The 26,091-nt window shown below is 71.5% G+C and carries 25 protein-coding genes; 11 read left to right on the forward strand and 14 right to left on the reverse strand.

Features of this window, described 5'->3' with window-relative positions:
- Positions 1-59: 59 nt before the first annotated feature.
- On the reverse strand, positions 60-767 hold the full coding sequence (locus GJR97_RS04925) for a nucleoside/nucleotide kinase family protein (RefSeq protein WP_324613172.1): 708 nt from the start codon (positions 765-767) through the stop codon (positions 60-62).
- Between the two features lie 244 nt (positions 768-1,011).
- Between GJR97_RS04925 and GJR97_RS04930 the strand changes: the two genes are divergently transcribed.
- On the forward strand, positions 1,012-1,740 hold the full coding sequence (locus GJR97_RS04930) for an SDR family oxidoreductase (RefSeq protein WP_154345420.1): 729 nt from the start codon (positions 1,012-1,014) through the stop codon (positions 1,738-1,740).
- Here GJR97_RS04930 and GJR97_RS04935 read toward each other — a convergent pair.
- From GJR97_RS04935 to GJR97_RS04945, 3 genes are all read right to left on the reverse strand, one after another.
- Positions 1,725-2,606, reverse strand: coding sequence for an alpha/beta hydrolase (locus GJR97_RS04935; RefSeq protein ID WP_154345421.1), 882 nt, complete (start codon positions 2,604-2,606; stop codon positions 1,725-1,727). The genes GJR97_RS04930 and GJR97_RS04935 overlap by 16 nt on opposite strands.
- Before the next feature lie 100 nt (positions 2,607-2,706).
- Positions 2,707-3,873 carry an L-rhamnose isomerase gene (gene rhaI / locus GJR97_RS04940; protein ID WP_324613173.1) on the reverse strand — a complete coding sequence of 389 codons (1,167 nt, stop codon included), beginning with the start codon at positions 3,871-3,873 and terminating at the stop codon, positions 2,707-2,709.
- Entirely contained in the window at positions 3,870-4,271 is a 402-nt protein-coding gene (locus GJR97_RS04945; RefSeq protein WP_154345422.1) for an L-rhamnose mutarotase, read from the reverse strand. Before GJR97_RS04945 ends, rhaI begins: the two co-directional genes overlap by 4 nt.
- 141 nt (positions 4,272-4,412) lie before the next feature.
- Between GJR97_RS04945 and GJR97_RS04950 the strand changes: the two genes are divergently transcribed.
- Positions 4,413-5,420, forward strand: a complete 1,008-nt coding sequence (locus GJR97_RS04950; RefSeq protein ID WP_154345423.1) for a LacI family DNA-binding transcriptional regulator — start codon at positions 4,413-4,415, stop codon at positions 5,418-5,420.
- A 55-nt stretch (positions 5,421-5,475) separates the two neighbouring features.
- Here the strand turns inward: GJR97_RS04950 and GJR97_RS04955 are convergent, their stop codons facing one another.
- The 3 genes from GJR97_RS04955 to GJR97_RS04965 form a co-directional block, all read right to left on the reverse strand.
- Positions 5,476-7,131: a M28 family peptidase gene (locus tag GJR97_RS04955; protein ID WP_154345424.1), complete on the reverse strand. Its 1,656-nt coding sequence runs from the start codon at positions 7,129-7,131 to the stop codon at positions 5,476-5,478.
- A gap of 170 nt (positions 7,132-7,301) precedes the next feature.
- Positions 7,302-8,774 (reverse strand): MFS transporter, encoded by a 1,473-nt coding sequence (locus tag GJR97_RS04960; RefSeq protein WP_154345490.1) that lies wholly within the window; start codon positions 8,772-8,774, stop codon positions 7,302-7,304.
- A 5-nt stretch (positions 8,775-8,779) separates the two neighbouring features.
- Entirely contained in the window at positions 8,780-9,247 is a 468-nt protein-coding gene (locus tag GJR97_RS04965; protein ID WP_154345425.1) for a MarR family winged helix-turn-helix transcriptional regulator, read from the reverse strand.
- A 102-nt stretch (positions 9,248-9,349) separates the two neighbouring features.
- Between GJR97_RS04965 and GJR97_RS04970 the strand changes: the two genes are divergently transcribed.
- The 4 genes from GJR97_RS04970 to GJR97_RS04985 are packed head-to-tail and all read left to right on the forward strand — an operon-like array spanning position 9,350 to position 13,731.
- Positions 9,350-11,077, forward strand: a complete 1,728-nt coding sequence (locus GJR97_RS04970) for a circularly permuted type 2 ATP-grasp protein (protein ID WP_154345426.1) — start codon at positions 9,350-9,352, stop codon at positions 11,075-11,077.
- Complete coding sequence (locus GJR97_RS04975) at positions 11,071-12,000, forward strand: alpha-E domain-containing protein (RefSeq protein WP_129233549.1); 930 nt, start codon at positions 11,071-11,073, stop codon at positions 11,998-12,000. Before GJR97_RS04970 ends, GJR97_RS04975 begins: the two co-directional genes overlap by 7 nt.
- A complete protein-coding gene (locus GJR97_RS04980) occupies positions 11,997-12,842 on the forward strand; it encodes a transglutaminase family protein (protein ID WP_154345427.1) in 846 nt (281 codons plus the stop codon). The genes GJR97_RS04975 and GJR97_RS04980 overlap by 4 nt, the downstream gene beginning before the upstream one ends.
- A gap of 40 nt (positions 12,843-12,882) precedes the next feature.
- Positions 12,883-13,731 (forward strand): alpha/beta fold hydrolase, encoded by an 849-nt coding sequence (locus tag GJR97_RS04985; protein WP_154345428.1) that lies wholly within the window; start codon positions 12,883-12,885, stop codon positions 13,729-13,731.
- Positions 13,732-13,781: 50 nt separating this feature from the next.
- Here GJR97_RS04985 and GJR97_RS04990 read toward each other — a convergent pair whose 3' ends face one another.
- Positions 13,782-14,444, reverse strand: a complete 663-nt coding sequence (locus GJR97_RS04990; RefSeq protein WP_154345429.1) for a histidine phosphatase family protein — start codon at positions 14,442-14,444, stop codon at positions 13,782-13,784.
- Between the two features lie 90 nt (positions 14,445-14,534).
- On the opposite strand from GJR97_RS04990, the gene GJR97_RS04995 reads away from it, so the two are divergent.
- Positions 14,535-15,584, forward strand: coding sequence for a lipoate--protein ligase family protein (locus GJR97_RS04995; protein WP_154345430.1), 1,050 nt, complete (start codon positions 14,535-14,537; stop codon positions 15,582-15,584).
- Positions 15,585-15,666: 82 nt separating this feature from the next.
- A complete protein-coding gene (locus GJR97_RS05000; RefSeq protein WP_154345431.1) occupies positions 15,667-15,987 on the forward strand; it encodes a hypothetical protein in 321 nt (106 codons plus the stop codon).
- Between the two features lie 54 nt (positions 15,988-16,041).
- Here the strand turns inward: GJR97_RS05000 and GJR97_RS05005 are convergent, their stop codons facing one another.
- Together GJR97_RS05005 and GJR97_RS05010 are read right to left on the reverse strand one after the other, a co-directional pair.
- On the reverse strand, positions 16,042-16,545 hold the full coding sequence (locus GJR97_RS05005; protein ID WP_154345432.1) for a hypothetical protein: 504 nt from the start codon (positions 16,543-16,545) through the stop codon (positions 16,042-16,044).
- A gap of 117 nt (positions 16,546-16,662) precedes the next feature.
- A complete protein-coding gene (locus GJR97_RS05010; protein ID WP_154345433.1) occupies positions 16,663-17,283 on the reverse strand; it encodes a TetR/AcrR family transcriptional regulator in 621 nt (206 codons plus the stop codon).
- 123 nt (positions 17,284-17,406) lie between these two features.
- On the opposite strand from GJR97_RS05010, the gene GJR97_RS05015 reads away from it, so the two are divergent.
- The 3 genes from GJR97_RS05015 to GJR97_RS05025 are packed head-to-tail and all read left to right on the forward strand — an operon-like array spanning position 17,407 to position 21,529.
- Positions 17,407-18,855, forward strand: a complete 1,449-nt coding sequence (locus GJR97_RS05015; protein ID WP_154345434.1) for an APC family permease — start codon at positions 17,407-17,409, stop codon at positions 18,853-18,855.
- The gene (locus GJR97_RS05020; RefSeq protein WP_324613174.1) at positions 18,837-20,579 is read left to right on the forward strand and encodes an amidohydrolase; all 1,743 of its coding nucleotides are present in this window, start codon (positions 18,837-18,839) and stop codon (positions 20,577-20,579) included. The genes GJR97_RS05015 and GJR97_RS05020 overlap by 19 nt, the downstream gene beginning before the upstream one ends.
- A gap of 35 nt (positions 20,580-20,614) precedes the next feature.
- Positions 20,615-21,529, forward strand: a complete 915-nt coding sequence (locus GJR97_RS05025) for a DNA-methyltransferase (RefSeq protein WP_324613175.1) — start codon at positions 20,615-20,617, stop codon at positions 21,527-21,529.
- Positions 21,530-21,544: 15 nt separating this feature from the next.
- Here the strand turns inward: GJR97_RS05025 and GJR97_RS05030 are convergent, their stop codons facing one another.
- The 4 genes from GJR97_RS05030 to GJR97_RS05045 all read right to left on the reverse strand — a co-directional run bounded on the left by GJR97_RS05030 (position 21,545) and on the right by GJR97_RS05045 (position 26,056).
- Complete coding sequence (locus GJR97_RS05030; RefSeq protein ID WP_154345435.1) at positions 21,545-22,570, reverse strand: LacI family DNA-binding transcriptional regulator; 1,026 nt, start codon at positions 22,568-22,570, stop codon at positions 21,545-21,547.
- A gap of 62 nt (positions 22,571-22,632) precedes the next feature.
- Positions 22,633-24,114, reverse strand: coding sequence for a GH1 family beta-glucosidase (locus GJR97_RS05035; protein WP_154345436.1), 1,482 nt, complete (start codon positions 24,112-24,114; stop codon positions 22,633-22,635).
- A complete protein-coding gene (locus GJR97_RS05040) occupies positions 24,111-25,028 on the reverse strand; it encodes a carbohydrate ABC transporter permease (RefSeq protein WP_154345437.1) in 918 nt (305 codons plus the stop codon). Before GJR97_RS05040 ends, GJR97_RS05035 begins: the two co-directional genes overlap by 4 nt.
- Positions 25,025-26,056, reverse strand: a complete 1,032-nt coding sequence (locus tag GJR97_RS05045; RefSeq protein ID WP_407643574.1) for a carbohydrate ABC transporter permease — start codon at positions 26,054-26,056, stop codon at positions 25,025-25,027. The genes GJR97_RS05040 and GJR97_RS05045 overlap by 4 nt, the downstream gene beginning before the upstream one ends.
- Positions 26,057-26,091: the final 35 nt, after the last annotated feature.

Genomic DNA, 26,091 nt, shown 5'->3' on the forward strand with positions numbered 1-26,091 from the left:
ATGCCCGAACTGACGCGAAAGCCCCCGCGCCTGCAGCACCGGAACCGAAGAAGCGATACTCATGCCTGCTCTCCTTCCTGAGGGGCGGAGGACTCGTCCACGCCCGTATCGATCGATGTGACGCGAACGATGAGGTCGGCTCGCTCGCGCGCCCGCTGGACGAGCTCCGCGTTGCGTTCATCGACGTCCCGCACCCAGGCGGCCGCCTCGTCGGCGGGATGCCCGAACGAGCGCCGCCGCGCCAGCAGCCGCTCGCGTCGCTGGTCCGGATCGACGTCGAGGTACCAGACCTCGTCGAGCCGGGAGGCCACCTCGTCCCAGCCGTGCTCGTCGTGCAGGAGGTAGTTGCCCTCCGTGACCACGAGCGGGACCTCGCCGCGCACGGCGATCGCGGAACCGATGGACTCCTCGAGCGAGCGGTCGAAGCGGGGTGCGTAGATGACGCCCTCGCCCTGCACGGACAGTCGACCGAGCAGGGCGACGTAGCCGTCGACGTCGAAGGTGTCGGGTGCGCCCTTGCGGTCGCGCCGGCCGAGTCGCACGAGTTCGGCGTTCGCGTAGTGGAATCCGTCCATGGGGACCCCGACGGCCCGGTCGCCCAGGGCCGCCAGCAGCGCCTCGGAGACGGTCGACTTCCCGGCGCCCGGGGTGCCCGTGATGCCGAGGATCCGGCGCCGACCGGGTTCCGCGAGGGAACGCGCGCGTCGGACGAGCGCCCCGAGGCTCTCGCTGACGGTCTCTGGCGGATTCGAATGGGTGCTGAACACGGCGATGTGATCTTCCTCGGTCGATGCGGAGCATCAGGGGTGCGTCGAGCGACGCCCGGGCCCGGCGGTGGGTCCGCCGTGACCTGTGAAACTACGCCGACATGTCACCGGTGTCAAGGTCTATGGGACAATCGCCATGACACCGGAGACATCCCCGGAATTCTGTGGTAGTCATGTCCCACGGCGGCACCGCCTCTCGCAGTGCGGCCCCACCCATCTCGAACTTGGAACAGGAAGCACTCCCATGACCGATCTCAGCGGCCGTACCATCCTCGTCACCGGCGCCGGCGGAGGCATCGGCGGCGCCACCGTCCGGCACCTCGTGGCCGCGGGAGCCGACGTGCTCGCTGCAGGCCGCACCGCCGAGAGCGTCGCGTCGATCGTCGCCGAGACCGGGGCGACGCCGCTCGTCTTCGACCTCGAGTCGGAGGACGAGATCCGAACCGCCATCGAAGGCCGCGACCTCTACGGCGTCGTGAACTGCGGTGGGTGGGGTGGTGAGATCGCCACCCCGATGGAGACCGACATCTCGGTCTTCGACCGGGTCATGAGCATCAACGCGCGCGGTTCGTTGCTGGTGACGAAGTACGCCTCACGCGAGATGATCCGGGTCGGCAAGGGCGGCTCGATCGTCAACGTCTCCAGCCAGGCGAGCCTGGTCGCGCTCGCGGGCCACATCTCGTACGGCTCGTCGAAGGCCGCGCTCGACAACATCACCCGAGTCTCGGCCCTCGAGCTCGGGGGCTACGGGATCCGCGTCAACAGCGTGAACCCCACCGTCGTCATGACGCCGATGTCGGCCTGGTACTGGGGGCGTCCCGACATCGAGGGACCCTTCCTCGACGCGATGCCGCTCCACCGGTGGGCGACGGAGGACGACATCGCCGCACCGATCGTCTTCCTCCTCGGCGACGGCGCCGCGATGATCACCGGGATCGCCCTGCCGATCGACGGGGGCTACACCAGCCGCTGACCCCCCGGTCGCGCGCCGCGTGCCCCTTCCGGTCGGCGGGGCGCCACGCGCTCCCGATCGAGGTCGTCGATCCAGCGCACGGCGCGGTCGACGGTGGCGGATGCCGCGGGCTCGTCGGGCCGGTTCAGGTGGCCGTGCTCGGTGCCGGGCTCCGTGACGAGCATGACCGGCACGCCCGCGGCGACGAGCGTGGCCGCGAAGGCCTCGCCCGAGACGCGGAGCTCGTCGGCCTCGCCGTTGACCATCAGCACGGGCGGGTATCCCGCGACGTCCTCCGGCGTGGCGCGGCCGGGCACGGCGGGCAGCGGCGCGTCGTCGACGGGCCCGCCGAGGAAGTCCTCGTACATGGCGCGCACGCGCGCGGGCCCGAAGCGGTCGGCGGCGGGGTTCGCGTCGAGCATCGCCCGGAGCGCGGCATCCGGCGCCGGCTGCACGGCGAGGAGGATCGGGTAGGCGAGGAAGACCCCCGCCGGCACGGGCGCGGCTCCGTCGAGCGCGCGGAGCACGGCGCCCGCAGTGAGGTTGCCCCCGGCGCTCGCCCCACCGGCGACGATCCGCGCGGGGTCGATGCCGAGGTGACCGGCGTGCGCGGAGGTCCAGCGCCACGCGGCGAGCACGTCGTCGGACGGGTCGGGGTAGCGGCATCCGCCGCCCGCGAGCCGGTAGTCGATCGAGACGACCGTGACACCGCGCGCGGCGAACGAGCGCGCGACCCAGTCGGCCTCGGGCATGTCGAGGTCGCCCGCGACGAAGCCGCCGCCGTGCGCCCACACGAGCGCGGGCGTGGTCCCGGCGGTCCCGGCGGTCGTGGCGCCGGCGGGGTAGACGCGGACGAGTCCGTCCGCCGAGTCGTACGGATCGGTCATGGTCGCGTCCTCCGCTCTGCTGCGCTCCGGCCGGGGGGTGGTTCGCGGATGCCGGGGCCGGGGGCATCACCCGGCATCCGCGACCGTCTCGGGGGCGGGGTCAGGCGCCCCAGCCGGCCTGCACGCCGCCGACGCGCTCCTCGGCGATCTTCGCGAGGTAGCCCGACCCGGCGAAGGCCGTCATCGGATCGGCCGCGAGGCCGCGCGACTCGCGCCACTCGGCCAGGGCGGGGCGCACGTCGGTGTAGAACGCGTCCATGAAGATGCGGTTCGCCTCGAGCACGTCGCCCGAGACCTGCGCGGCGCGCAGCGCGTCGGTGTCGACGAGCAGCGCGCGGGCGGTCATCTCCTGCACGTTCAGCACCGAGCGGATCTGGCCGGGGATCTTGTCCTCGACGTTGTGGCACTGGTCGAGCATGAACGCCACGTCCGGGTGGTTGAGGCCGCCGCCGCGGGCGACCTCGTAGAGGATGCGGAACAGCTGGTACGGGTCGGCCGCGCCGACGATGAGGTCGTCGTCGGCGTAGAACCGCGAGTTGAAGTCGAACGAACCGAGCTTGCCGAGGCGCAGCAGCTGCATGACGATGAACTCGATGTTCGTGCCGGGCGCGTGGTGGCCCGTGTCGAGGCAGACCATCGCCTTGTCGCCGAGGGCTGCGACCTGGGCGTAGCTCGTTCCCCAGTCGGGGACGTCCGTGTGGTAGAACGCCGGCTCGAAGAACTTGTACTCGAGCACGAGGCGCTGCTCGTCGCCGAGGCGGTCGTAGATGGTCGCGAGCGACTCGTGCAGGCGGTCCTGGCGGCCGCGCAGGTCGGCCTGGCCCGGGTAGTTCGAGCCCTCGGCGAGCCAGACCTTGAGGTCGCGGCTGCCGGTCGCGTGCATGATGTCGATGCACTCGAAGTGGTGGTCGATCGCCTTCTGCCGGACGGCGGGGTCCTCGTGGGTCAGGGCGCCGAACTTGTAGTCGTCGTCCTGGAACGTGTTCGAGTTGATCGTGCCGAGGGAGACGCCGAGGCCCTCCGCGTGCGCGCGGAGGTCGTCGTAGTCGTCGACCTTGTCCCACGGGATGTGCAGCGCGACGGTCGGCGCGAGCTTCGTGTACGCGTTGACCTGCGCGGCGTCCGCGATCTTCTCGTAGGGATCGCGGGGCGTGCCCGGCGTGCCGAACACCTTGAAGCGGGTGCCGGAGTTGCCGAACGCCCAGCTCGGCAGTTCGATCGCCTGGAGCTCCAGCTGGTCGAGGACGGTCTGCGGAATGGTGCTCACGATTCGCTGCTTTCTGTGCGGGTGGTGGCGGATGCCGCGTCTGGGTCCAGCGCGGCGAGCTGGTCTTCGAGGTGGAACACCTCGGGGATTCGGGGGGCGCCCTGGTCGGGGCGTGGGCCGTCGAGGGTCACGAAGAACTCGGCCATCTCGGCCTCCCACCGCGCGGTGCGCGGGTCGTTCGCGAGGGCCGCCTGGGCGTCGTCGTCGTCGTCGACCTCGTAGTAGCCGATGAGCAGGCCGTCCTCGCGGAGGAAGAGCGAGTAGTTGCGTCGGCCGGATGCCTCGATGGCCCGGAGCATGTCGGGCCAGACCGCGGCGTGGCGATCGCGGTACTCGTCGAGGCGAGCGGGGTCGACCTGCAGCTGGAAGCAGACCCGCTGCGTGGTGCCAGTGCTCATCGTCGAGCTCTCCGTTCGTCATGAATCGTTTCAAAGATAGATCAGGTTCGCAGATCCCGCAAGCGCGATGCGCAGGCGGAAGAGGCTTTCCATCATGACCCCGGCGTCCGCCTCGTAGACTCCGACGCGGAGGGGAGTCCGATGGCAGTGAGCGTGCGCGAGGTCGCGGCAGCGGCATCCGTCTCGGTCGGCACCGTCTCGAACGTGCTCAACCGGCCCGAGAAGGTCGCGCCCGACACGGTCGCGCGCGTGCTCGCGGCGATCGACGAGCTCGGATTCGTCCGCAACGACGCCGCCCGCCAATTGCGCGCCGGCCGCAGTCGGTCGATCGGCCTGGTCGTGCTCGACGTGCGCAACCCGTTCTTCACCGACGTGGCTCGCGGAGCGGAGGACCGTGCGGCCGAGGACGGCATGACGATCCTCCTCGGCAACAGCGACGACAATCCCGACCGGGAGCGCGCCTACCTCGACCTCTTCGAGGAGCAGCGCGTCCACGGCGTGCTGATCTCGCCCCGCTCCGACGACCTGCCGCGCCTCGAGCGCGCGCGGTCGCGCGGGGTCCCCGTGGTGCTGGTCGACCGCGAGGCGCCCGACCGTCGCTTCTCGTCGGTCGCGGTCGACGACGTGGTCGGCGGTGCGATGGCCGTGCGGCACCTCGTCGAGTCCGGACGCCGCCGCATCGCCTTCGTCGGCGGGCCCGCGTCGATCCGGCAGGTCGCCGACCGGCTCGAGGGCGCGCGCCGCGCAGCCGCGGAGACGCCGGGTGCGACACTCGAGGTCGTCGAGACGTCGGGCACCACGGTGCTCGAGGGCCGCGCCGCGGGGGAGGCGATCCGCGACCGGGCGTCCGAGCACCGGCCCGACGCGATCTTCTGCGCGAACGACCTGCTCGCCGTCGGCGTGCTGCAGGCGCTCATGATGCTCGGCGACGTCCGAGTGCCCGGCGACATCGCGCTCATCGGCTACGACGACATCGACTTCGCGCAGGCCGCCGTCGTGCCGCTCTCGTCGATCCGGCAGCCCGCGTGGCTCATCGGCTACACCGCGGTCGACCTGCTGCTCCGCGAGGCGCGCGACGGGGCCGACTTCGAGCCCGAGCAGGTGCAGTTCCAGCCCGAGCTCGTCGTGCGGGAGTCGACCGGGCGCTGACACGGTTCGGCCCTCCCGTGACGAGCACGGGAGGGCCGAATGCTTCAGCCGCGGATCAGCGGAACAGGTGGGCGCCCAGGTGGTCGCCGGCCTTCTCCGCCGCCTTCGACGAGGCCTTCGCCGTGCCGTTCACGGACGACGTCGACATCGCGTAGGTGAGGACCGCGTGCGCGACGGCGTCGGCCATGTCGCCGAGGCCCTCCTGGTTGACGTTGCTGATCGTGCCGTCGTACTCGAGGGCACCGCCGTAGGCGGCGTTCAGCGCCTCGTACAGGCCGGCGTCGGCCCCGTCCCCGATCGGGTCGAGGCTGTCGCAGGCCTGGTGGTAGCACGGGTCGTACGACACGGGCTCGCCGTCGAACTCCGAGAGCCCGCCGTAGAGCGCGACCTGGTCGGCGGTCTTCGCGCCCTCAGCGCCCGTGAACAGGCCGCCCGCGGGGATCCCGGCGCTGATGAACGCGTCGTAGTCGGACCGCCCGTCGAACGCCGTCGGCTCGGACGCGACGCCGATCGACTCGAAGAAGTCGCTGAAGAGGTGCTCGATGTCGTCGCTGCCGCTCGGACCCTTGATGCCGAACGCGTCGCCGTCGCCGTCGTACACGAAGTTCGCGTAGTTGGGCGAGCCGACCATGTCGAAGTTCAGGTACAGCTCGATGTTGTTCGCCTGCTTCTTCGGAAGCGAGTCGACGTAGAACTGCGAACCGAGCAGGCCCGCCTCCTCGGCGCCCCACCACGCGAAGCGCACGGCGTTGCGCGGCTGGATGCCGAGTTCGGCCATCTGGAGCGCGGTCTCGAGGATCGCGCCCGAGCCGGAGCCGTTGTCGTTGATGCCCGCGCCGCCCGACACCGAGTCGAGGTGCGCGCCGGCCATGATCACGCGATCGGTCCGACCCGTCGGGGTCTGGGCGATGAGGTTCTGCGTCGGCACGTCGAGCTCGATGAGCGTGTCGGTCTTCAGGTGCATGACGACCTCGCCGGAGGCCAGGAGCGTCGCGAGCTCGTCGCCGATCGCGAACGAGGTCCCGACGACCGGGATGTCGTCGCCGAAGGCGTCGCCGAGGGTCGCGTTCAGCGTCTCCTGGCGGCCGTCCTGGCCCTCGTTGAAGATGATCACGCCGCTCGCCCCGGCGTCGAACGCGTTCGCCGCCTTGTCGGCGAACGCGCACGTGCCGCGCTGGACGAGCGCGATGTTGCCGACCGTGAAGCCGGTGAAGTCGGATGCCTCGCAGCCGCTCGACGAGGTGTTCGCCGACGTCCCGGGCGGAAGCACGAGGTCGACGGCCTCGAGCGGCGCCGTCACGTCGCCGCTGCCCGAGTACTCGGCGGTGACGAAGTCCTCGAAGAGCACGTAGGACGTCGGGTCGGGCGAGACCCGATCCATCTCCGCGTCGCTCAGCTCGGTGAACGAGTTGAAGGTGAAGTCCTGCCGCGTCGTGACGTAGCCGGCCGCGTCGAGGACGCCCTCGATGTAGTCGATCGACGCGCCGTACCCCGGCGTGCCGCTCGCGCGGGTCCCGCCGTTGGCGTCGGCGATGGCCTGCAACTCCTCGAGGTGCGCCATGATGCCGTCGGAGGTGACGGCGTCCTGCAGCGCGGTCGTGTTCGTCGGTACCGCGGCCTGGGCTCCGGTCGCGGTCAGTGCGATCGCCGCGGTTGCGGCGACCGCGGCGAACGTGGCATTCCGAGTTCTTCTTCGCACGGTCTCTCCCATGGGGTGGTCAGAACCGGGGGCACGGTGCCGTCCGGGTCGTCCGGACGCACCGGTAGGGCCCGGCCCGGACGCGTTCCACCCTTGCCCGACGTTCGCAGGAAGGTCAAGGGGTGGACTCCGGCCGCGCACGATGCGATCCGCGCACCCGCGTCCGGCGGCGGAGATCGTCCTCAGGCGCCGGATCGCTGCGCGCGGGGGCGGGTTCGCGCCGAGGCGGCGGCGCTGCCGGAAGGCCGACGCGCCGTGTGCCTGCCGGGCAGGTCGCCCGCGCCCGGAGCGCGGCCGGGCACTTCGATCGGCGTCGTCGACGCGACCAGGTCGATCGGGGACGTGCTCGTCGTCGGCAGGTCGACGGGTCGCGTGATCGGCACGGCGATCGCCGCCGTGGGCGCCTCCGCATACGCGAGCGCGAAGCGCGGCATCCGCCGGCCGACCGGATGGCGCACGACCCGCAGGCCGCGCGCCACGATCAGCCAGCCGAGGCCGATGAGCGCGGCGATGCCCGCCGCCACCGCCGCCACGCCGAGCGCCCAACGCGGGCCCCAGGCGTTCGCGACGGCGCCGACGATCGGGGCGCCGATCGGCGTCCCGCCGGAGAGGATGGCCATGTATAGCGCCATGACGCGACCGCGCAGCAGCGGATCGGTCGTGGTCTGCACGTAGCCGTTCGCGGTCGTCAGCATGGTCACGACCGTGAAGCCGATGAACACGGTGGATGCCGCGAACAGCCAGTAGGTCGGCATGACGGCGGCGACCGCCGACGCGATCCCGAAGAAGGCGACGGCCCCGATGATGACGCGGATGCGGGCGCGCTCGCGCTTCGCCGCGAGCAGTGCGCCGGTCAGCGATCCGATCGCCAGGATCGACGACAGCAGCCCGTACTCGCCGGCGCCGCGGCCGAACTCGACCGCCATCGTCGAGGAGAAGATCGGGAAGTTCATGCCGAACGCGCCGACGAGGAAGACCATCGTGAACACGACGACGAGGTCGGGGCGGCCGGCGACGTAGCGGAAGCCCGCGACGAACGCGCCGCGCTCGCGGGGGGCCCGCGGCATCCGTCGCAGGTTCGAACGCCGCAGCCGCGCGAGTGCGTCGAGGACCGCGATGAACGTGACCGCGTTGATGACGAACACCCAGCCGGTGCCGACGAGCACGATGAGCACGCCCGCGAGGGCCGGGCCGATCATGCGCGCCGCGTTGAACGACGCCGAGTTGAGGGCGACCGCGTTCGACATGTTCGACGACGAGACGAGGTCGGCGACGAAGGTCTGGCGCGCGGGGATGTCGACGGCGTTCACGATGCCGAGCAGCCCGGCGAAGACGTAGAGGTGCCAGAGTTCCGCGTGCCCGAGGATCAGCAGGAGTCCGAGCGCGAGCCCGAGCAGCATGAGCGCCGACTGCGTGAACATCAGGATCTTCCGGCGCTCGAAGCGGTCGGCGATGAGGCCGGTCACGGGCACGAGCAGCAGTTGCGGAGCGAACTGCAGGGCCATCGTGATGCCGACCGCGAGCGCGTCGTTGTCGGTGAGCTCGGTGAGCACGACCCAGCTCTGGGCCGTGGCCTGCATCCAGGCGCCGATGTTGGAGACGAGCGCGCCGATGAACCAGATGCGGTAGTCGACGGAGGCGAGGGAGCGGAACATGGATCTCACTGGTCGGTGAGCCTCCTGAGGATGTCGGTGGCGGCGCCGAGCGTGTCGCGCTCGTCGGGGGAGAGGGTGGCGAACCGCTTGGCGAGCCAGGCGTCGCGACGACGTCGGGTCTCGCGGACGATCTCGTGACCCGCCTCGGTCGCGTGGAGCAGCACCTTGCGGCCGTCGTCGGGCGAGCTCTCGCGCACGAGCAGGCCCGACTCGACGAGGCAGTTCACGGTGCGGTTCATCGACGGGGGAGTGACCCGCTCGAGCTCCGCGAGCCGGCCGGGGGTGAGCGGGCCCTCGCTCGCGGTCCATGCGAGCGCGGCGTACTGCGTGGCGCTGAGCTCGGCGTCGGCGCGCTCCTGGCGGATGCGTCGGGCGAGTCGCATGACCGCGAGGCGGAACTCGGTGCTCTGCTCTGCGAGGGACGGCCGCCGTGTTCGGGGATGCGCGCCCGTCGAGGCGAGGATGTCGGTCATGTCGTTAGCCTAACAAATTAGTGTGCCTAATGATTCCCGCGCGATTTCCCGTAGACTCGCGTCGGTAACACCCTCGAAACGCTCGACTGGAACAGTCAGGACATGGGAAGCCTCTTCGACGGATACGCGGCGACGCGGTCGAGACGGCGGAGTCGTGAACGACCGTGGGACGAGATGTTCCCCTCCGACTCCGTCAGCGTTCGCGAGCCCTACCGGGAGCTCTACCCCGCGCTGGCGCGGATGACCCAGGACGAGCTCCGCGGCCGCACCGACGCGCTCGCGAGCAGCTACCTCGCCCAGGGCGTCACGTTCGACTTCGCGGGCGAGGAGCGGCCGTTCCCGCTCGACGCCGTGCCCCGCGTGATCGCGGCGCGGGAGTGGAACGTGGTCGAGGCCGGCGTCGCGCAACGCGTCCGAGCGCTGGAGCGGTTCCTCGGCGACGTGTACGGCCCGCAGAACTGCGTCCGCGACGGCGTGATCCCGGCGGCGCTCATCAGTTCGTCCAGCCACTTCCATCGGCAGGCAGCCGGGATCGTCAGCGCGAACGGCGTGCGCATCCACGTCGCCGGCATCGACGTCATCCGCGACGAGGTCGGCGACTGGCGCGTGCTCGAGGACAACGTGCGCGTGCCGAGCGGGGTCAGCTACGTGATCTCGAACCGTCGCGTGATGGCCCAGACCCTGCCCGAGCTCTTCACGTCGATGCGCGTCCGACCGGTCGGCGACTACCCGAACCGACTGCTGCAGGCGCTCCGCGCGAGCGCACCCGAGGGGGTCGACGAGCCGAACATCGTGGTCCTGACCCCCGGCGTGTACAACTCGGCGTACTACGAGCACACGCTGCTCGCCCGGCTCATGGGCGTCGAGCTCGTCGAGGGGCGCGACCTGTTCTGCTCGGGCGGCCGGGTCTGGATGCGCACGACCGCCGGCCCCACCCGCGTCGACGTGATCTACCGCCGCGTCGACGACGAGTTCCTCGATCCGCAGCAGTTCCGGCCCGACTCGGTGCTGGGCGCGCCGGGACTCATGCTCGCCGCCCGGCTCGGCCACGTCACGATCGCGAACGCGGTCGGCAACGGCGTCGCCGACGACAAGCTCGTGTACACCTACGTCCCCGACCTGATCAGGTACTACCTCGGCGAGGAGCCGATCCTGCCGAACGTCGACACCTGGCGGCTCGAGGAGCCCGAGGCGCTCGCCGAGGTGCTCGACCGGCTCGACCAGCTCGTGGTCAAGCCCGTCGACGGCTCCGGCGGCAAGGGGCTGGTGGTCGGTCCCGATGCCTCGCGCGGCGAGCTCGCCGACCTGCGCGCCCGACTCCTCGCCGACCCGCGAGGCTGGATCGCGCAGCCAGTGGTGCAGCTCTCGACGCTGCCGACGCTCGTCGAGGACGGCATGCGTCCCCGCCACGCCGACCTGCGCCCCTTCGCGGTGAACGACGGCGAGAACGTCTGGGTGCTCCCCGGCGGGCTCACGCGCGTCGCGCTGCCCGAGGGGCAACTGGTCGTCAACTCCAGCCAGGGCGGCGGGTCGAAGGACACCTGGGTGCTCGACGACTCGGTCACGACCGGCCCGGTCGCGGGCATCGTGCCGAGCCCGAACCCGTCAGGAGCGGGCGTCGGGTCGATCGTCGCGGACCAGGCGACCGCGCCCGTGACCGCCGCCATCCCGCTGCTCGGCGACGGCGCCGCCGCCAGCCCGCACCACCGGCACCGTCCGGAGTCCTCGCCGCAGGACGAGGACGCCCCGGTCCGGCAGCAGCAACAGCAGCAGCAGCAGCAGCAGCGACCGTCGCGACGTCCGACCCGAGGGGAGGCGGAGCCATGCTGAGCCGCATCGCGGAGAGCCTGTTCTGGATCGGCCGGTACATCGAGCGCAGCGACGGCACGGCGCGCATCCTCGACGTCCACCTCCAGCTCCTGCTCGAGGACCCCTGGATCGACGAGGACTCGGCCTGCCGCGCCCTGATGGCGGTCATGGGGAGCGAGCCCAACGACGACGTGAGCCTCGGCCCGCAGGACGTGATCGCGCTGCTCGCCGTCGACCCGCACCATCCGGCGTCCATCGCCCACTCGGTCACCGCGGCGCGCGAGAACGCGCGCCGGGCGCGGGAGATCGTCTCGACCGAGCTCTGGGAGGCGATCAACCACACGAATGCGCGGATGCCCCGCCACGTGGCATCCGACAAGACCCACGAGTTCTTCCGTTGGGTGCGCGACCGTTCCGCGCTCGCGGTCGGCGTCGTCGACTCGGCCTCGAGCCGTGACGAGGCCTGGCACTTCTTCAGCCTCGGCCGAGCCGTGGAGCGGGCCGACATGACCGCACGCCTGCTCGCGACGCGATCGCTCACCGAGGCGAGCGGGCCGAGCTGGACGACCATCCTGCGCAGCTGCGGCGGCTACGAGGCGTACCTGCGCAGCTACCGCGGGGTTCCGTCGACGCTCTCGGCTGCGGAGTTCCTGCTGCTCGACCGGCTGTTCCCGCGCTCGATCATCTCGAGCGTCATCCGCGCCGAGGAATCGCTGCGCGAGATCGACCCGCGTGCGGGCCGCGTCGGCGTCACCGACCAGGCGCAGCGGTTGCTGGGCCAGATCCGCTCCGAGCTCGAGTACCGGCCCATCGGCGACATCCTGCACGACCTCTCGGGGAACATGGAACGCGTGCAGGAGTTCGTCTCGGCCGCGACCGATGCGATCCGCCAGCGCTACTTCCCGACGAGCGCGGTGCCCGTCTGGATCGGGGAGGTCTCATGAGCCGACTTCGCATCGTCCATCGCACGGGCTTCTCGTACGAGGAGGCCGCGACCGCCTCCTACAACGAGGCGCGGATGCTGCCGTACTCGGGCGGCGAGCAGTTCGTGATGCACGCCGCGCTCGACATCCGCCCCGGCGCGACCCAGCACGCCTACCTCGACTACTGGGGCACGCGCGTCTCGACGTTCGAGGTGCTGACGCCGCACCGGGAGCTCTCGGTGACCGCGACGAGCGTGGTCGAGGTGCGTCCGGTGCCCGGCCGCGGCCCCGAGCCGACGTGGGGGGAGCTCGCCGCCATCCGCGTCTCGAGCGTGCCGTTCGTCGAGTTCACGACGCAGACGGATGCCACCGAGCCCCCCGACGAGGTCGCCGCGCTCGCCGCGGAGATCGCCGGCGAGGGCATGCCGGTCGGCGAGACCGCGCTCGAGATCAGCCGTGCCATCGGCGACGCCGTCGAGTACGTCACGGGCGTGACGGCGGTCAACTCCACGGCCCGGGAGGCGTGGTCCGAACGCAAGGGCGTCTGCCAGGACATGGCGCACCTCGTCGTGGGGGCCCTCCGCTCGGTCGGCATCCCGGCCCGGTACGTGTCGGGGTACCTGCACCCCGACCGCGAGGCGCCCGTCGGCGTGACGGTCGCCGGCGAGTCGCACGCGTGGGTGGAGTGGTTCTCCGGCACCTGGCGCGGCTACGACCCCACCAACCTCGCGGAGGCGGGCGAGTTGCACGTGCTCGTCGGGCGAGGACGCGACTACACCGACGTGGCCCCGCTCCGCGGGGTGTACGCGGGCCCGAGTGCATCCGAGCTGTTCGTGTCGGTCGAGGTCACGCGCGAGGCCTGACCTCGCGTCGCCGGGCGCTCGCCGGTGGCAGGATGAGCGCATGCCGACGTTCACCGACCCGCAGGGCGTGCGTATCCACTACCAGCACTGGCGCGTGCCCGAGCCGGTCGCAGTCGTCCAGCTGGTGCACGGCGTGGGCGAGCACATCGGGCGCTACGGCGCCCTCGTCGAGGCGCTGAACGCCGCGGGCTACTCGGTCTGGGCCGATGACCACCGGGGCCATGGCCAGACGGGGTTCGAGCAGCACGGCGGCGACCTCGACCGGATGGGCCGGCTCGGGCCGGGCGGACTGCGCGCGGCGATCCACGACGTGCACCTCTTCACCGGGGTCATCCGCGAGACCGAGGGCGACGGGGTGCCGCTCGTGCTCCTCGGGCACTCGTGGGGCTCGCTGATGGCGCAGATCCTGCTCGAGCGGCACCCGCACGACTGGGACGCGGTGGTGCTCACCGGCACGGCGTATCGAACGCCGATCCACATGAACTCGGGCGACCTGAACCGTCGCCACCGGCACCTCGGGACCACCGGACTCGAATGGCTCTCCCGCGATCCGGCGGTCGCCGAGGCGTTCGTCGCCGACCCGTACACCACCGCGGTGCCGCTGCAGCAGCTGTTCGGGCTGATCGAGGCCGCCCGCCTGCTCGGCCGTCCCGGACGGGGCCTCCCCGAGGAGCTCCCGCTGCTCATCATGGTCGGCTCCGACGACGCGCTCGGCGGCGAGAAGAGCGCACTGAAGCTCGCGAACGCGTACGCCTCGCGCGGCGGCCTCGCCGACGTCACCCTCACCGTCTACGACGGCGCCCGGCACGAGATCTTCAACGAGACGAATCAGGAGGAGGTCCGCGGCGACCTCGTCCGCTGGCTCGACGAGCGCTTCGCGGTCGACTGAGGCGGCCCGGCGGTCGACGTGTCGGCGCACGCGATCGCACCGGCTCCCCGTCAGCGCAGGGCGGGGACGTTGAACCCGATGAGTCGCGGCTGCACCCGCCCGTCGACCCGTTCGAACCGCACCTCGGTCAGTGCGCAGTTCGCGACCTCGGGGAACAGGTCGCGGTAGCGGTCGGGGTCGACGCCCAGCCAGTCGCACAGCAGGAGCCGGAGCAGCGTGCCGTGGAACACCACGAGCACCCGACGGCCGCGCCGGGACGCCGCCGAGCCGCCGACCGTGGCGTCGCCGATCCCGAACTCGGCGACGAGCTCGCGCAATGCGGGTTCGGCGCGCGCGATGCCGTCGAGGCCCGATTCGCCGCGGGGGAGCGGGCTGCGGGCCGGATTCCGGCCGAAGGCCGCCCAGGCCTCGGGCATCCGCTCCTCGAGTTCCCGCGGGGCGAGGCCCTCGCCGTCGCCGAAGTCGATCTCGACGAGCCTCGGGTCGGTGCGCAGTTCCACGCCGGCCGCCGCGGCGGCGGGCTCGGCACTCGCGTGCGCCCGGGCGAGCGTCGAGGACACGACCGCCGAGAGCCTCGCGCGCGACGCCCACTCGGCGAGCTGGTCGGCCTGCGCGAGTCCGTTCGCCGTGAGGTCGATGTCGGACGAGCCCGCGTACCGGTGCTCGCCGTGCCACACGGTCTCGCCGTGTCGTGCCAGGTACAGGGTGGTCATCGCGGCGTCCCCCTCGCAGCCGAACGGATGCTCCGTGGCCGAGCCTACGCCCAGGGACGCATGTCGCCGCGGCATCCGTAGGCTTGGGGCATGCACGGTGAGTACAAGGTCCCCGGCGGCAAGCTCGTGATCGTCGACTTCGACGTCGTCGACGGGGCGATCCGCGACGCGCGCGTCGCGGGCGACTTCTTCCTCGAACCCGACGAGGCGCTCGGCGACCTGAACCGGGCGCTCGACGGGCTGCCCGCGGCATCCGACGCCAAGCAGATCGCGGCCGCGATCACGAAGGGGCTGCGCCCCGACGCGGTCATGCTCGGGTTCTCGGCCGAGGCGATCGCCGTTGCCGTGCGCCGTGCGATGACGGATGCCCGGACCTGGTCGGACTACGAGTGGGAGATCGTGCACGACGCCGCCGTGCCGCCGCGCGTGCACCTGGCGCTCGACGAGGTGCTCGCGACTCGCGTCGGCGAGGGCCGGCGCAAGCCGACGCTCAGGTTCTGGGAGTGGGAGGAGTCGGCCGTCGTGATCGGCTCGTTCCAGTCGGTGAGGAACGAGGTCGATCCCGACGGCGCGTCCCGCTACGGCTTCGACGTGGTCCGCCGCATCTCGGGGGGCGGCGCGATGATGATGGAGAAGGGCAACGTCGTCACCTACTCGCTGTACGTGCCGGCCGAGCTCGTGCAGGGCATGAGCTTCGCCGACTCGTACGCGTTCCTCGACGACTGGGTGCTGCAGGGGCTGCGCTCGCTCGGCATCGAGGCGACGTACCAGCCGCTGAACGACATCGCGAGCCCGGCGGGCAAGATCGGCGGGGCCGCGCAGAAGCGCCTCGGCTCGGGCGGCGTGCTGCACCACGTGACCATGGCGTACGACCTCGACAACGAGAAGATGCTCGAGGTGCTTCGGATCGGCCGCGAGAAGATCAGCGACAAGGGCATCGCGTCGGCGGCCAAGCGCGTCGACCCGCTGCGGTCGCAGACCGGGCTCGCCCGGGCCGAGATCATCGAGCGGTTGAAGGAGACGTTCGCGAGCCTGTACGGCGCGACGCCCGGGGCGGTCACGGCCGACGAGCTCGCCGAGGCCGAGGCGCTCGTCGCCTCGAAGTTCGCGACGGAGGACTGGCTGCAGCGGGTCCCCTGACGGGGAAGCGGCCCGGGGCGGGAGACCCGGTCCTGTGGAAGCCCTGAACGTGAGGGGGAGTCAGGCCGTCTAGAATCGCCGGGTGGACTGGTGGGTCATCCTGATGATCGCCGGCGCGGTGGTCGCGTTCGGCGTCTTCGCCGCGCGCAAGGGGTGGATCGACCTGTCCGACAAGACCAAGCGGGGCAAGCCCAGCGGGTCCGCCGTGATGATGATCGGCGACGAGGTCTTCGCGCCGCGCAAGTACGAGGCGCAGGTCGAGGTCGACCGCCAGGCGCGGCTGCCCGTTCCGGCCCCGGTGCCGGGCGACGGAGACAAGGGCATCGCCTTCGCCGCGGCCGATGCCGACGAGGGCGACCCCGATCGGTTCCGGGGTCGCATCCGGCTCGACGTCGACCGCTGACCGCGCGATCGATCGCTCCCGGTCCCGGGCGCAGGCGGATGCCGCCACGCGGCGTCATGCGTCCGTGAGCGTCGCGCCCCACTCGCGTGCCCGCTCGAGCTCGCCGTCCGCGATCGGACCCGAATAGCCGTGCACGCCGAAGGTCTGGGGCGAATCGACGGGCCGGAACCCCTTGGCGACGAGCGCCTTCATCGCCTTCTTCGCCGCTGATCCCGGGAGGCGCGGATGCACCGTCCGCGTGTCGAACGTCGCGACCGCGACCGCCGTCGACGGCGGCGCGAGTTCGGCGATCCACTCCCTGATGCCGCGCGCCGGGATGTCCGTCGCACCCTGCTGGCGGGCGTTGCTCCGCGACGACGCGGTCGACATCGAGAACGCGTGCGTCGGTCCGCCGACGACCACGAGGTCGATCTCCGGGTCGATCGCGGCGGGAGCCCCGGTCGCGGCGACGAGGTCGACCCGATCGACACCTGCGCTGCCGCGCAGCCCCTCGGCCGCCGCCTCGGCCAGGGCGCCGGTGTTGCCCCAGATCGTCTCGTACACCACCAGTGCGCGCATGACTCCGCTCCCCGTTCGCGCGACGGCGCCCGCCGTGCCGTCGGCCATCACGGTATCCGGGCTCGCTCGCGCCCGGTCGGGACCTAGGGCCGACGACGCAGCCGGCGGTCGCGCGCGTCAGTCCGCTGCGACCTCGGCGACGACGCTCGGGCAGCCCAGGTCGGCGGCCACCGCTCGCATCGCCGCCGATGCCGCCGCGACGGTCATGAGCGCGTTCCCGCCGACGATGTGCAGGCCGTACGCGTCCTCGAGTGCGACGAAGGTCATGGCGAGCTGGTCGTCGTCGAGCCGCGGCGCGAAGGTCCCGCCCTCCCGACCGGCCCGGACGATGCGCCGGTAGGTGTCGAGCTGGCGCAGGTAGAGCTTCTGGACCAGCTCATCGTGCAGCGCCGACTTCCCGGCGAGCACGTCGAACTCGTAGAGGAGGCTCATGAGGGCGTCGTCGGGGCCGCTCGGCAGCCCGCCCTCGATGGCGGCGGAGAGCTGCGCGCGGGGGTCGTCGAGCTCGGCGATCCGCGCGTCGCGGGCGTCGCAGAAGCGCTCGATGCCGGCGGCGTGCGCCTCGACGAGCAGCGCGTCGAGGTCCTCGTAGTAGTAGAGGATCGCGCCTCGCGTGAGCCCCGCCTGGGCGGCGACGTCGGTGAGCGAGAGCGACCTGAGCCCGTGCCGGTGGCCGGCGTCGTACGTCGCCTGGATGAGGGCGTCGCGGCGGGCCCGCTGGTTGCGCGGTCGAGCCATTCCTTGACACTAGCCGATCGCCCTGCCACACTCGTCGAGTTCATTGACGCTAGTGTCAAATAACTGGGTGACCAGCGTCATCGCCCCCGGAACACGACGTGCTCCCGACGAAGAGAGACCGACATGACCACACCGCCCATCCTCGACACCGCCGCCACGACGACGCACGGCGCGAAGCTCTCGCGCTCGCTCGGCGTCGGCGGCAACGTGCTCATCACCCTCTCGGGCATCTCGCCCGCCTCGAGCGTCTTCATCCTCGGCGGCGCCGCCCTCGCCACGTACGGCACCGGCGTCTTCTGGGGCTTCGCACTCGCCGGCGTGATCAGCCTGCTCATCGCCTACTGCTACGCCGAGCTCGGCTCGCGCCATCCGATCGCCGGCGGCGACTACTCGCTGGTCAGCCGGGTGCTCGGCCCGGCGTCCGGCGCCGCCGTGTTCCTCATCAGCCTCGTGACGCTGCCGCTCATCGTCGCGATCTTCGCGCTCGGGGTCGCCGATTACCTCGGCGTCGCGATCGCCGGCCTCGACCCGCTCTGGACGGCCATCGTCGTCATCGTGCTCGCCACGGTCACCGCATGCTTCAACATCCGCGCGAACGCCTGGGTCACCGGCGCCTTCCTCGTCGTCGAGATGGCCGCGCTCGCGCTGCTCGCCGTGCTCGGCCTCGTCCACGTCGAGCGCCCGATCACCGACCTCCTCGACCCGCAGGCGCTCGACGCCGCCACGGGTGGCCTCGCGCCGCTCGGCATCGCCGGCCTGGTGCTCGCGATCACGCAGGGCATCTTCTCGTACAACGGCTACGGCGGCGCCGTCTACTTCGCCGAGGAGACGCGCAACGCCCGACGTTCCATCGCTCGCGCGGTCATCTGGAGCGCCGTCATCACCGTGCTCGCCGAGCTCGTGCCGCTCACCGCGATCCTGCTCGGCGCCGACTCGCTCGAGGAGCTCTTCGGCGCCGCACTACCCGTCGAGACCTTCCTCTCCGCACGCTCGGGCGATGCGATCACGATCGTCGTGCTCGTCGCCGTCGCACTCGCCATCGTGAACGCCATCATCGCGATCGCGCTCCAGTCGGGTCGCCTCCTCTTCGCCGCCGCCCGCGACCGTGCGCTGCCCGAGCCCGTCGCCCGGCCCCTGGCGACGATCTCGCCGGCCACGCGGATGCCCGTCGCGGCCACCGTCGTGATGGGCGTGCTCGCGCTCGCCGCCTGCTTCATCCCGTTCGACGTGCTCCTGAACGCCACCGGGTCGACGCTCGCCTTCAGCTACGGCTTCATCGCGCTCGCCGCACTCGTCGTGCGTCGCCGGTCCGATGCCGCCGCGCGCGCCGGGGAGGACCTGACGGGCACGTTCCGCATGCCGCTGTACCCGCTCGCCCCGGTGGCCGCGCTCATCGCGATCGCGTCGATCTTCGTCATCGGCATCCTCGACCCAGCGCAGTGGGTGAGCCTCGGCATCGCGATCGGGATCGTCGTCGCCGGGTTCGCGTACTACGCCCTGTACCTCCGCCGGAACCCCGGCACCGCGCACCTGCTCGCGGCCGAGGACGACGAGTGGGAGCCCGCGAAGTGAGGCTCGACCTGCTGATCACCGGGGCGCGCGTGCGCACGTTCGACCCGCGCGCCCCGTGGGCGGGGGCCGTCGGGGTCCTCGACGGCCGCATCGCCTGGGTGGGCGACGCCGCCGACGCACCCCGCGCGTCCAGGACGATCGACGCGGCCGGCCGGCTCGTCACGCCCGGCGTGGTCGACAGCCACAACCACCTGCTGCTCGGCTTCGACGAGGACGCCGTGTCGCTGGAGGGGGCGTCGACGCTCGACGAGGTGCGCCGGCGCATCTCGGCGTTCGCCGCCCGCCGGCCGGACCTCGAGTGGATCTGCGCCGAGAATGCCGTGTACTCGATCGTCGAGGGTCGCCGGCCGAACGCCGACGACCTCGCGGGGCTCGACCCGCTCGGCCGGCCCGTGTTCGTCACGACCTACGACCAGCACTCGGTCTGGCTCGACGCCGTCGCGCTCCGCGCCCTCGGCGTCGCCGACGGCGGCGACCTCGCCTGGGGTCGTCCCGAGCGCGACGCCGACGGCACGGCCACCGGCTGGGTGACGGACTTCTACACGAGCGCGATGACGGTCGCCGGGCTCGCGGCGCTGCAGCGCGACATCCCGATGTACTCGCCCGAGCGGCGGTACCGGAAGCTCCGCGGCAGCATGCGCATGGCGACGTCGCTCGGCATCACGACCGTCGTCGAGCCCCAGGTGCCGCTGGCGGAGCTGCCGCTCTTCGAGCGCGCGCTCGCCGAGGGGGTGCTCACGTCGCGCGTGATCGCGGCGCTGTTCCATCCGGTCGGGGCGGATGCCGCGTTCCGGGCGGAGCTCCGCGGCGCGGTCGACCGCGCCGCGGCCGAACCCGACCCCGACGGGCTCCTGCGGCTCGGCCCGCTGAAGCTCTACGCCGACGACGTCATCGAGCCGCACACCGCGCTCATGCTCGACGACTACGCGAACCGGCCCGGCGTACGCGGTCGGCCGTCGTACCCCGGCGACGCCGGGCGTGAACTCGTCGACGTGATCACCGAGCTCGACCGCATGGGCTTCCAGACCCACACGCACGCGACGGGGGACGGCGGCATCCGCCTCGCGCTCGATGCGATCGAGCAGGCATCCCACGCCAACGGCACGATCGACCGCCGACACGGGATCGTGCACGTCGAGTGCATCCATCCCGACGACCTGCCGCGCTTCGCCGCGCTCGGCGTCACCGCGGCGATGCAGCCGCGGCACTGCTCGCCCGACCTGGTCGCGGGCACCTGGATGGAGAACGTCGGCGAGGACCGGTGGAGCCGGGCGTGGCGCTTCCGCAGCCTCATGGAGTCAGGCGCGACGGTCGCGTTCTCGAGCGACTGGCAGGTGGGCGAGATGGATCCGCTCGTCGGGCTCTACTCCGCCGCGACGCGCGCGGGGCTCGACGGCTCGGCCGCGTGGACGGCGCCCGAGCGAGTGGGCCTCGACCGCGCGCTCCAGGCGTACACGGTCGGCGGCGCGCGCGCCTGGCACCTCGAGTCGTCACGCGGTCGCCTGGTGCCCGGCATGGACGCCGACCTCGTGGTGTGGTCCGGCGACCTGTACGACCACGCGAACGATCCGTCGGGCCTGCTCGACGAGCACGCCGAACTCACGATCGTCGGGGGCCGTGTCGCGCACTCGGCGGGCGCACTGTCGGACGCGGTCGGCGTCGTCGTGGGCGTCGACCCGGTCGCAGCGGCGCCCGGACGGGACCGACACGTGCACGTGCACTGAGCCGCACCGTCGGGGAGCGCTGGCAGACTTGAGCGGTGTCCGCCGATGAACCCGACCGCGTCATCCACGCCGACAACCTCGACGTGCTGCGGGCGTTCCCCGACGGCCGGTTCACGCTCGTCTACCTCGACCCGCCGTTCAACACGGGGCGGTCGCAGGCGCGGCAGTCGCATCGCCACGTGCGGCAGGGCGGGGCGGATGCCGCGGCCGGGGCATCCGTCGCCGATCCCGTGTCCGGGGCCGAGCCGGCAGCGACCCGACGGCTCGCGGTCACCGGCTTCGCCGGCAACCGCTACGAGCGGATCCGCGGCGACCTGCTGCGCTACGACGACCGGTTCGACGACTACTGGGGCTTCCTCGAACCGCGGCTCGTCGAGGCGTGGCGGCTGCTCGCCGCCGACGGCACGTTGTACCTGCACCTCGACTATCGCGAGGCGCACTACGCGAAGGTGCTGCTCGACGCGCTGTTCGGCCGCGAGTGCTTCCTCAACGAGCTGATCTGGGCGTACGACTACGGTGCGAAGTCGAAGCGGCGCTGGCCGACCAAGCACGACACGATCCTCGTCTACGTGAAGGACCCCGAGTCGTACTTCTTCGATTCCGACGCCGTCGATCGCGAGCCCTACATGGCGCCCGGGCTCGTCACGCCCGAGAAGGCGGCGCGCGGCAAGCTGCCGACGGATGTCTGGTGGCACACGATCGTCTCCCCGACGGGCCGCGAGAAGACCGGGTACCCGACGCAGAAGCCCGAGGGCGTGCTGCGGCGCATCGTGCAGGCCTCGAGTCGACCGGGCGACTGGGTGCTCGACGCGTTCGCCGGCTCGGGGACGACCGGCGCGGTGGCCCGCGCGCTCGGTCGCCGCTTCGTGCTCGTCGACGAGCACGCCGATGCGATCGAGGTCATGCGCCGGCGGTTCGCGGATGCCTCCGACATCCGCTTCGACGCCTGACGACCGCCGGTTCGGCTACGCCGACTGCCGGCGCACGAGGCGCGTCGGCATGATGTTGCGGTGCGGCACGTCCTCGCCGGCGAGCAGCCGCACGAGCAGGTCGGCCATCATGTAGCCCATCTCCTCCGACGGCTGGTGCACCGTCGTGAGCGGGATCGCCGACGAGGTCGCGGCGGGGCTGTCGTCGTAGCCGACCACGGCGACGTCCTCGGGCACGTGCCGGCCGCGCTCGCGCAGCACTGCGAGCGCTCCGGTCGCCATGAGGTCGCTCGCCACGAAGATGGCGTCGACGTCGGGGACACGGTCGAGCAGGCGCCGGGTCGCGGCGACCGCGCCCGCGACCGTGAAGTCGGCGCTCTCGACCGCGTCCGCGGGCATTCCGGCGGTGGCCATCGAGCGCCGGAAGCCCTCGAGGCGGTCGACGGCGGCGGGCATGTCGAGCGGGCCGGTGATGGTGCCGATGCGCTTGCGCCCGATCGCGAGCAGCCGCTCGGTCGCGGTCATGCCGCCCTCGAGGTTGTCGACGTCGACGAAGACGTCGTACTCGGAGATGTTCGGCGGCCGGCCGCCGAACACGATGGGCATGTCGTGCGCGGCCTCGTGGAGCTGGTGGTCGCCCTCGTGATGCGACACGACGAGGGCGCCGTCGACGACGCCGGAGCGCAGGTAGCGCACGGTCTTGCGGTTGGGGTCGCTCGTCGACAGCAGCAGGTTCAGCAGGTACTCGCTGTCGTCGAGCCGTCGGGAGATGCCCTGCACGATGGCGGCGAAGTACGGGTCGCCGAAGAACATCCGCGTGTCCTCGGGAACGACGAGCGCGATGGCCCCGGACGTCCGGCTGGCGAGCGATCGCGCCGCCCGGTTGGGCACGTAGTTGAGCTTCGCGATCGCCGCGTTGACGACCCGGACGACCTCGGGCGACACCTTGGGCGAGCCGTTGACGACGCGGCTGACCGTCGCGCGGGACACGTTGGCCTCGCGCGCCACCATCTCCAGGGTCGGCGCGGACGAACGCGCCCCGGATCCGATCGTGCCCGTCATGCTCGTCAGTCTATTTCCGTGCGGCTCGCGTTGCGGTTCCGTGGCGGTGTGGTCCGCAGCGGTCAGCCGGCGGATGCCGCGGTCAGGCCGCGCTCGCGGATGACGCGCTGGTACGCCAGCCCGCTGTCCTTGATGGTGCGCTCCTGGGTCTCGTAGTCGACGCGGACGAGGCCGAATCGCTTGTCGTAGCCCCAGGCCCACTCGAAGTTGTCGAGGATCGACCAGTAGAAGTAGCCGTGCACGGGCGTGCCCTCGTCGATCGCGTCGAGGATCGCGTCGAGGTGGCCGAGGAGGAACTCCGTGCGGTCGACGTCGTGCACGGCGCCGTCCGCCGCGACCTCGTCGTCGTACGCCGCGCCGTTCTCGGTGACGAACAGCCGCACGCCGGCCGGCCCGGAGTACTCGCGGTGCACGCGGCCGAGCAGCTCGCGCAGGCCGTCGGGCTGGACCTCCCAGCCCATGCCCGTCTGCGGCAGCCCCTGCGAGTGGAAGTGCACGCCTTCGGCGGCGGGGTATGGCGACCGGGTCGGCCGATCGGTGGGCGCCTGCCCCTCGAGCGGCTGCGCCGCCGCTCGGTCGCTGACGTGCTCCCCGTGGTAGTAGTTCACGCCGAGCGCGTCGATCGGCGTCGAGATGATCTCGAGGTCGCCCGGCTGGATCGCGTCGCGCAGCCCGAGGTGCCCGACGTCCGCGAGCAGGTCGCCGGCGTAGTGGCCGCGGAAGATGGGGTCGAGGAAGACCCGGTTGAACTGTCCGTCGATGCGGCGGGCGGCGTCGACGTCGCCCGCGCTCGCGGGGTCGACGGGCTTCGCGACCGTGAGGTTCAGCGTGATGCCGAGCTCGAGCGACGCATCGCGCTCGCGGAGCGACTGCACTGCCAGGCCGTGGCCGAGCATGAGGTGGTGCGCGGCGCGGAGGCCCGCCTCGACGTCCTGCCGGCCGGGCGCGTGGGCCCCGCCGATGTAGCTGAGGAACGACGAGCACCACGGCTCGTTGAGCGTCGTCCACACCTTCACGCGGTCGCCGAGCGCGTCGTGCATCGTCAGCGCGTAGTCGCGGAACCGGAACGCGGTGTCGCGGTTCGCCCAGCCGCCCCGCTCCTCGAGCGCCTGCGGCAGGTCCCAGTGGTACAGGGTGAGCCAGGGCAGGATGCCCTGCTCCAGCAGTTCGTCGACGAGGCGCGAGTAGAAGTCGACGCCCTTCGCGTTGACCGGCCCGCCGTCGGGGTGCACGCGCGCCCACGACGTCGAGAAGCGGTAGGTGTCCAGTCCGAGCTCGCGCATGAGTGCGACGTCGTCGCGGTAGCGGTGGTAGTGGTCGCACGCGACGTCGCCGTTGTCGGCGTTGACGACCGCGCCGGGTACGCGGCTGAAGGCGTCCCAGATCGAGTCGGTGCGGCCGTCCTCGTGTGCCGCGCCCTCGATCTGGTACGCGGCGGCGGCGGCGCCGAGGAGGAAGCCCTCGGGGAAGCGGCGCACGGCCGACGGCGCGGCGGCGGGCGCGGCGTCCGGCGTCGTGGCGGTGATGGGCTGGATGGTGGTCATCCCTTGACGGCTCCTTGCATGATTCCTGAGACGAGCTGCTTGCCGGCGACGACGAACAGCAGGAGGAGGGGAATGGTCGACAGCAGCACGCCCGCGAGCACGATCGAGTAGTCCACGAAGTGGTTCGACTGCAGCAGCGAGAGCGCGACGGGCAGCGTCGGGTCGCTGCGGTCGAGCACGATGAACGGCCAGAAGAAGTTGTTCCAGGCCGTGACGAAGGTGAAGAGGCCGAGCATCGCGGCGGCCGGGCGGGCGGCGACGACGCCGATGGTCCAGAACGTGCGGATCATCGATGCGCCGTCGACTCGCGCGGCCTCGATCAGCTCGTCGGGCACGGACTGGCGGAGGTACTGCGTCATCCAGAACACGCCGAACGCGCTCGTGATCGCCGGGACGATGATCGCGCCGATCTGGCCCGTCCAGCCGAGGTCGGCGAACAGGATGTAGAGCGGAACGACCCCGAGCTGCATCGGAACGGCCATGGTGGCGACCACGAACACGAGCAGCGGCTTCGAGCCGCGGAAGTGCAGCTTGGCGAACGCCCAGCCCGCGAGCGTCGAGGTGACGACGACCGCTGCGGCGATCAGCGCGGAGCTGTAGATCGAGTTCCACAGCGCGGGCCAGAAGTTCACGGCCGGGTCGGTCACCACCGTGCTCGCGTTGGCGAGGAAGTTCCCGCCCGGCCACCACGAGAAGTCGGGGTCGTTGATCGTGGTCGAGTCGCCCGAACCGATGAGGAAGGACCAGTAGAAGGGGAAGAGCGACCCGATCAGTACGACGACGAGCCCGGCGTACACCCAGAAGCCCGCCCGGCGGCCCTTGATCCGGGTCGTCCGGTTGTGCCTGCGCTTCGGCGTGTCCGGGATGCTCGACTCGACGATGGACAGTGCGGCGGGGGAGTTGAGGGAGCTCATGCGCGCACTCCCTTCTGCTTCTTGCCGGCCTTCGGGGCTCGGGTGCCCTCGTCGCGGACGAGGGTGCGGGTCACGGCGAGGTTGATCAGGCCGATGAGGATGATGATGAGGAACAGGATCCACGCGAGCGCCGCGGCCCGGCCGAAGTTCCATTCGCCCCAGCCGATGTTGTAGAGGAACAGCGTGATCGTGAGCCACTGCTGGGCGGGACCGCCCTCGCCGGTGTTGTCGAACATCCGGGGCTCGTCGAAGATCTGCAGCCCGCCGATCGTCGAGGTGATGATCACGAAGATGAGCGTCGCCTTGAGCGAGGGCAGCGTGATGTGGACGAACTGGCGGAACGCTCCGGCGCCGTCGACGGTGGCCGCCTCGTAGTAGTCGCGCGGGATCGCCTGCATCGCGGCGAGGAGGATCAGCGTGTTGTAGCCCGTCCAGCGGAAGTTGACCATCGTGGCGATCGCGACGTGGCTCCAGAAGGGATCCTTGTGCCAGGGGACGGCGGGCAGGCCGAGGTCGGTGAGGACGCCGTTCACGAGGCCGTGGACGTCGCCGAACATGTTGCTGAAGATCAGGGCGACCGCGACCGGTGCCATGACGAAGGGCACGAGCACGCTCATGCGCCAGAAGGTCTTGGCGCGGATGTTGCGGTCGAGCATCGCCGCGATGAAGATCGCGACGATGAGCTGCGGCACGCTCGAGAGCACGAAGATGCTGAACGTGTTTCGCAGCGCGGTCCAGAACTGCGGGTTCTGCAGGATCCAGACGTACTGGTCGAACCCGATGAACTCGCCGGAGTTGCGGACCAGGTCCCAGTCCATGAGCGAGATGACCGCCGTGTAGCCGATGGGGAAGAGCCCCACGATGGCGAACATGACGAAGAACGGCGAGATGTACAGGTACGGCGAGAGCTTCAGGTCCCACCGGCTGAGGTTCTGGCGGAATCCGAGCACCCGGACCGGGCGGGCGGCGGGCTCGGCGGCGGCCGGCTCAGTCGCCGGCGCCGGGGGGCGCGTTTGCGTCGTGGTCACGATGGCTCCGAATCGGTGGATGGATGCGTCGGGGC

Source organism: Agromyces kandeliae (assembly GCF_009674665.1).
GTDB classification, from domain to species: domain Bacteria; phylum Actinomycetota; class Actinomycetes; order Actinomycetales; family Microbacteriaceae; genus Agromyces; species Agromyces kandeliae.

What these genes read in the sequence shown, in the direction of transcription:
- GJR97_RS04945 (WP_154345422.1), bottom strand. Translation starts at nt 4,271, where the DNA reads ATGAGCACTGGCACCACGCAGCGGGTCTGCTTCCAGCTGCAGGTCGAC.
- GJR97_RS04975 (WP_129233549.1), top strand. Translation starts at nt 11,071, where the DNA reads ATGCTGAGCCGCATCGCGGAGAGCCTGTTCTGGATCGGCCGGTACATC.
- GJR97_RS05035 (WP_154345436.1), bottom strand. Translation starts at nt 24,114, where the DNA reads ATGACCACCATCCAGCCCATCACCGCCACGACGCCGGACGCCGCGCCC.
- GJR97_RS04955 (WP_154345424.1), bottom strand. Translation starts at nt 7,131, where the DNA reads ATGGGAGAGACCGTGCGAAGAAGAACTCGGAATGCCACGTTCGCCGCG.
- GJR97_RS04985 (WP_154345428.1), top strand. Translation starts at nt 12,883, where the DNA reads ATGCCGACGTTCACCGACCCGCAGGGCGTGCGTATCCACTACCAGCAC.
- GJR97_RS05015 (WP_154345434.1), top strand. Translation starts at nt 17,407, where the DNA reads ATGACCACACCGCCCATCCTCGACACCGCCGCCACGACGACGCACGGC.
- GJR97_RS05030 (WP_154345435.1), bottom strand. Translation starts at nt 22,570, where the DNA reads ATGACGGGCACGATCGGATCCGGGGCGCGTTCGTCCGCGCCGACCCTG.
- GJR97_RS04980 (WP_154345427.1), top strand. Translation starts at nt 11,997, where the DNA reads ATGAGCCGACTTCGCATCGTCCATCGCACGGGCTTCTCGTACGAGGAG.
- GJR97_RS04965 (WP_154345425.1), bottom strand. Translation starts at nt 9,247, where the DNA reads ATGACCGACATCCTCGCCTCGACGGGCGCGCATCCCCGAACACGGCGG.
- GJR97_RS04990 (WP_154345429.1), bottom strand. Translation starts at nt 14,444, where the DNA reads ATGACCACCCTGTACCTGGCACGACACGGCGAGACCGTGTGGCACGGC.
- GJR97_RS04935 (WP_154345421.1), bottom strand. Translation starts at nt 2,606, where the DNA reads ATGACCGATCCGTACGACTCGGCGGACGGACTCGTCCGCGTCTACCCC.
- GJR97_RS05005 (WP_154345432.1), bottom strand. Translation starts at nt 16,545, where the DNA reads ATGCGCGCACTGGTGGTGTACGAGACGATCTGGGGCAACACCGGCGCC.
- GJR97_RS04950 (WP_154345423.1), top strand. Translation starts at nt 4,413, where the DNA reads ATGGCAGTGAGCGTGCGCGAGGTCGCGGCAGCGGCATCCGTCTCGGTC.
- GJR97_RS05040 (WP_154345437.1), bottom strand. Translation starts at nt 25,028, where the DNA reads ATGAGCTCCCTCAACTCCCCCGCCGCACTGTCCATCGTCGAGTCGAGC.
- GJR97_RS05010 (WP_154345433.1), bottom strand. Translation starts at nt 17,283, where the DNA reads ATGGCTCGACCGCGCAACCAGCGGGCCCGCCGCGACGCCCTCATCCAG.
- GJR97_RS04995 (WP_154345430.1), top strand. Translation starts at nt 14,535, where the DNA reads ATGCACGGTGAGTACAAGGTCCCCGGCGGCAAGCTCGTGATCGTCGAC.
- GJR97_RS04960 (WP_154345490.1), bottom strand. Translation starts at nt 8,774, where the DNA reads ATGTTCCGCTCCCTCGCCTCCGTCGACTACCGCATCTGGTTCATCGGC.
- GJR97_RS04970 (WP_154345426.1), top strand. Translation starts at nt 9,350, where the DNA reads ATGGGAAGCCTCTTCGACGGATACGCGGCGACGCGGTCGAGACGGCGG.
- GJR97_RS04930 (WP_154345420.1), top strand. Translation starts at nt 1,012, where the DNA reads ATGACCGATCTCAGCGGCCGTACCATCCTCGTCACCGGCGCCGGCGGA.